Source organism: Microcoleus pseudofavosus SVA1_A4 (assembly GCF_036700565.1).
Taxonomy (GTDB): domain Bacteria; phylum Cyanobacteriota; class Cyanobacteriia; order Cyanobacteriales; family Microcoleaceae; genus Microcoleus.
Genome location: NZ_JAUBPE010000152.1, coordinates 1 through 4,244, shown reverse-complemented (window position 1 = coordinate 4,244; position 4,244 = coordinate 1). Strand labels below are relative to the sequence as shown.

The following is a 4,244-nucleotide window of genomic DNA, read 5'->3' as shown; positions in this document are numbered from 1 at the left end:
CTACCGAAACATAAACCTATTCATATTCACTCATTTATTTATTATACATCGCTGATGTTATTAAATTTTCATTCCTTAGACAACTCCTGTTTCTGCTTCGCGTCAGATAGCAGTGAACTTAATTTGCTTTCCGTCTTGACAAATTTTGCTAAATTTTCATAGTTAATGGCATCAGCTTCTGAAAGAAATATTTTCCAAGCCATTTTTACGTTTGTAAATACCACCCCCTCTTTTGCATCCTTAAAAACACTGTTGTCTATCAAAGCGATTACTTTTTCTCCAGAGTCAAGAGATAGCCATGAAGACAGGGCTTTGGATAGTTTATCTAATGGAATATTAGGAGCCGAAAATCCATCTTTAATGCCATTTTTTGGACTTACATTCTTTTGTAAAAATTCTCCGAAATCATCCGCAATGATATTTTCAGTATAGGTGTAGGTTCGAGTTTCTAACTGGTGCAGCACGGATGAATCGCGACTCTTTCCACCTTTGAGTAATGACCAAATTAAAAAGGCTGTACCTGATGCAACAAGAGCAGCGCCGCCAGTCATTACACTGAGTCCACCAATAGTCGAGATGGTAGCAGTGATAGCAGCAGCACCCGACAATGTACCTGCTGCTCCCAAAGCACTCGCAGCAGTCCAAGCAGCTAAAATAGTTGCAGTACCGGCGACTGTTCCTGTACCAATTGCAATTCCCAGATTTTTTTGGTCTTCCCTGTCCATTTCCGAGACTAACGCAATAGACAGCAGCCCTGCGGCTCCAATTAGCGCGGCTCCTCCTGTTGCTACTGCTAAACCACCCAGCATTCCTAAACCACCAGCCGCGACAGAACCACCACCTAAAACAGCTAAAGTCGCGTTGGTTGCAGCCGCCCCAGATAAACTGCTAATACTAACACCCGTTGCTGTTTCTGCTCCAAGTGTACTCAACACTCTCGTAGCTTGTGGAACAATTGCTGCTCCTTTGTCTTTAGCCTCCGTCAGTTTGTCTTTGAATGCTTGAGCAGTTTGGACAAAAGCATCGGCTTTTTCACCAGAAGCAATTTGATTCTCTAAATTTTGTTTCCTTGCTATTGAGTAAACAGCTTTAGCATTTTCTGGGATTTTGGCTTTGTTAATGAAGGAGTCTAGCGAGTTCAAAGTTGCTGCATCTTCTACTGTCTTGCCGTCGCGCACCTGCTGATATATTGACAGGTAATTTTGCTTTTGTTCAGCACTCAATTGGCTATCATTAATTTGTTTGACCAGAATAAAATCAACTGTTAAGCCTCTTGAATTGGCACTGGACAAAGAGTAACTCTGTTTTATTTCTAAAGGCAGCGCCGAACTTGCCACGATTGAGTCAATATCTGTGAGTGCTTTAAAGTCAGTAACAGGTTCGCCGGCGCGGACGTATGCAAAAGTTCCTCTGATTAGTTTCTTCTCTGCCTCAGTCAGTTTAGATTGAGCCAATGTCGATTCAATGGCTTGCCAAATTCCGAGCAGGCGTGAATTGGTACTGGCGATTTGGTAACGCTCTTGAATTTGGCTGCCCAGTTTGGAAGAATATATAACATAATCCAGAAAATCCAAGGCGATCAGATCATCAATGTACTCACCATCTTCAACTTGCTCATAAACAAATTTGCATTTCGCTTTGCTTGCTTCTTCGACAAATTGCGTCTTTTTGTCAATTTCTTGATAAATTTCCTCTTTTATTCCGAGTTGTCTATCGTATAAGGTATGCAAAACTACAGTAATATCTTTACCGTCTTGACCGCGCCCTTGGATGGTAATCTCTTGGCTATCTTGGGTTTTGGAGGGAATTGCTACCTGACAAGGTTCTCCAGATCGCAAAGTAAAAGTTTGCTTTCCTCCTACTCGGGCTGTGGTATAAGGAACAAAAATATGATAGTTCTCCAAGGTAGAGAAATTTTTGCCTAATCCCTCGCCATCAGCCATAGCGCTAGCTGGATCAAGCAAGTCTTTTGTCAATAAACCCAAAGTACCTAAAGCAACATAACTAAGAAAAGAGCGACGGTTGAGAGGAGAAATATTTAGGTGAGTCATAACTGAGTATTTGTAGCTTGAATGTAGTTTTTAGGCGAAATAATTAAATCCGAACTCTAATTTATCAAGTTCGTTACTTCCAAATTTACTAGCAAACTTACCCTTAGCCCTAGTGGCCCACCCCAAAGCCTCTGCTTGCTCCTAAATCAGATGAGCTTGTTTTTTTGCCGCTAATTTTCCTTGCGACAAAGCAAACTCACTCTATTAAATCACCGACACCCAACTTTGTCAACATGATACCTGCCACACCTATGACCATACCCGCTGAATGTCATAGGAATCAAAAGCCACATCGCAACTAATCAAAACAAGGGAATGATTAATCGCCTGTGCCACCAGAATGCGATCAAAAGGATCTCGATGATGCAGGGGTAAATAGCGGAATTGAACAGTATCGGCAAATGTAAGAGGAAGAATCGTTATACCCGCAGCAATGAGTTGAGGTTCAATGTCTTCAAAATTGCCCTGTAAGGGGAGTTTTCCAATATTGAGCTTTATTGCCATCTCCCAAAGACTTGCAATGCTCAAGAAAACATCGTCGGCAGATTCAATCTTGTCTCTAGTTGACACTGGCAAATTTGGATCATTGGATACAAACCAGATCAAAGCATGAGTATCTAATAGTAATCTATTCATTCCATGTATTCCTTCATATCCTCAAGCGGCTCATCAAAGTCATCAGGTAGCGGTAGAACAAACATTCCTTTCATTGTTCCGGCAACTCGACGCTTCTTTGTGGGCTTTTCTTGAGTTGAGTTTTTAGCCTGCTTTTCAATCAAAAACTCAATATAATGAAGGACTTCTGTCTGAAGTGACTCAGGGAGTTCTGCTAATTTTTCTAAAATGACTGGCTGTATCATGATTTCTTCTCGCGATCGATACCCATCCACTCCATTAAAGCACCCACACCCAAAGTCAGCAACAGAATACCCCATTATTTAGATTCCTGGACGCACTCCGACCAAAGAAACCGGGTTTTTTTACGAAAAGAGCGTTCCAGCCCACATATTCGCTAAAAAACCCGGTTTCTGGACTCCCATGCGTAAGTCCTAATGTAGTGCGATCGCCCCCGCCTCCCCCCGATCGCCCCCGCCTACCAAATTGCGATCGCACTAACACCATCATAATTGTGCAACTTGCTTAAAATTACCCGATCGACTATTGTTCCTAGTAGATATCATCTTGATATAACAACCGACAAAAACATGACAGCAATATTACCGCCTTGGATAGTTTTAGACTCCCTATTGCACAACTGGCTACTAGAAGATATCGGTAGGGGCGATCGCACAACATCGGCCTTATTTCCCGCAAACAGCATCCAGGGTACTGCTAAATGGATTGTCAAAGAAGCTGGAGTCATAGCCGGATTGCCAATTGCCGATCGCACATTTAAACTTTTAGACAGCAGCCTCAGTTTCATCCCCCAAGTACCAGAAGGGAAACTGTGCGAAAAAGGAGAAGTAATCGCCGAGATTTCCGGCAATTTCGATGCGCTGCTAACGGGAGAAAGAGTAGCATTAAACTTGGCAATGCGTTTGAGCGGCATCGCTACTTTAACTCAGAAATATGTTGACAAAATTGCCGATTTGCCAGTGCAATTAGTGGATACGCGCAAGACAACGCCCGGATTGAGATTGTTGGAAAAATACGCGACTCAAGTCGGCGGTGCTTGCAATCACCGGATGGGATTAGATGACGCGGTGATGATTAAAGATAATCACATTGCGGCGGCTGGGGGAATTGCAGAGGCGATCGCCCTAATTCGCAATTCTATCCCCTATCCGCTGACGATCGAAGTCGAAACAGAAACTCTCGCCGAAGTAGAAACAGCTTTGCAGCACAAAGCCGATATTATCATGTTAGATAATATGTCCTGTGATTTGATGCGGCAGGCTGTGGCAATAATTCGCGAAAAGAGCGATCGGGTTAAAATTGAAGCTTCCGGGAATGTGACTTTAGAAACTATTAGGAGTGTGGCGGAAACCGGAGTTGACTATATTTCTACCAGTGCTCCGATTACGCGATCGACTTGGCTGGATTTGAGCATGAAAATCAGTTGACAGTTGGCAGTTGGCAGTTGGCAGTTGACAGTTGGCAATTGGCAGTTGACAGTTGACAGTTGGAGCATCTCAGTTTTGTATTTATAGTGCGAGCGTCCCCGCTCGCGAGTACAATACGCGAGCGGGGACG

Annotated in this window: 4 protein-coding genes; 1 reads left to right on the top strand and 3 read right to left on the bottom strand. The window is 43.2% G+C overall.

Annotation, left to right across the window (positions count from 1 at the left end; genetic code table 11):
- Window positions 1-68: 68 nt before the first annotated feature.
- The 3 genes from QUA02_RS32790 to vapB all read right to left on the bottom strand — a co-directional run bounded on the left by QUA02_RS32790 (window position 69) and on the right by vapB (window position 2,911).
- Window positions 69-2,051: a hypothetical protein gene (locus tag QUA02_RS32790; protein WP_333033897.1), complete on the bottom strand. Its 1,983-nt coding sequence runs from the start codon at window positions 2,049-2,051 to the stop codon at window positions 69-71.
- A gap of 249 nt (window positions 2,052-2,300) precedes the next feature.
- A complete protein-coding gene (locus QUA02_RS32785) occupies window positions 2,301-2,687 on the bottom strand; it encodes a type II toxin-antitoxin system VapC family toxin (protein ID WP_333033895.1) in 387 nt (128 codons plus the stop codon).
- Window positions 2,684-2,911, bottom strand: coding sequence for a type II toxin-antitoxin system VapB family antitoxin (gene vapB / locus QUA02_RS32780; protein WP_106332869.1), 228 nt, complete (start codon window positions 2,909-2,911; stop codon window positions 2,684-2,686). The genes QUA02_RS32785 and vapB overlap by 4 nt, the downstream gene beginning before the upstream one ends.
- Before the next feature lie 345 nt (window positions 2,912-3,256).
- Between vapB and nadC the strand changes: the two genes are divergently transcribed.
- Window positions 3,257-4,114 (top strand): carboxylating nicotinate-nucleotide diphosphorylase, encoded by an 858-nt coding sequence (nadC, locus tag QUA02_RS32775; protein WP_333033894.1) that lies wholly within the window; start codon window positions 3,257-3,259, stop codon window positions 4,112-4,114.
- The last annotated feature ends 130 nt before the right edge of the window (window positions 4,115-4,244 follow it).

Bases quoted from the DNA above. Each gene is read 5' to 3' on its own strand.
- vapB (WP_106332869.1), bottom strand. From the start codon at position 2,911: ATGATACAGCCAGTCATTTTAGAAAAATTAGCAGAACTCCCTGAGTCA.
- nadC (WP_333033894.1), top strand. From the start codon at position 3,257: ATGACAGCAATATTACCGCCTTGGATAGTTTTAGACTCCCTATTGCAC.
- QUA02_RS32785 (WP_333033895.1), bottom strand. From the start codon at position 2,687: ATGAATAGATTACTATTAGATACTCATGCTTTGATCTGGTTTGTATCC.
- QUA02_RS32790 (WP_333033897.1), bottom strand. From the start codon at position 2,051: ATGACTCACCTAAATATTTCTCCTCTCAACCGTCGCTCTTTTCTTAGT.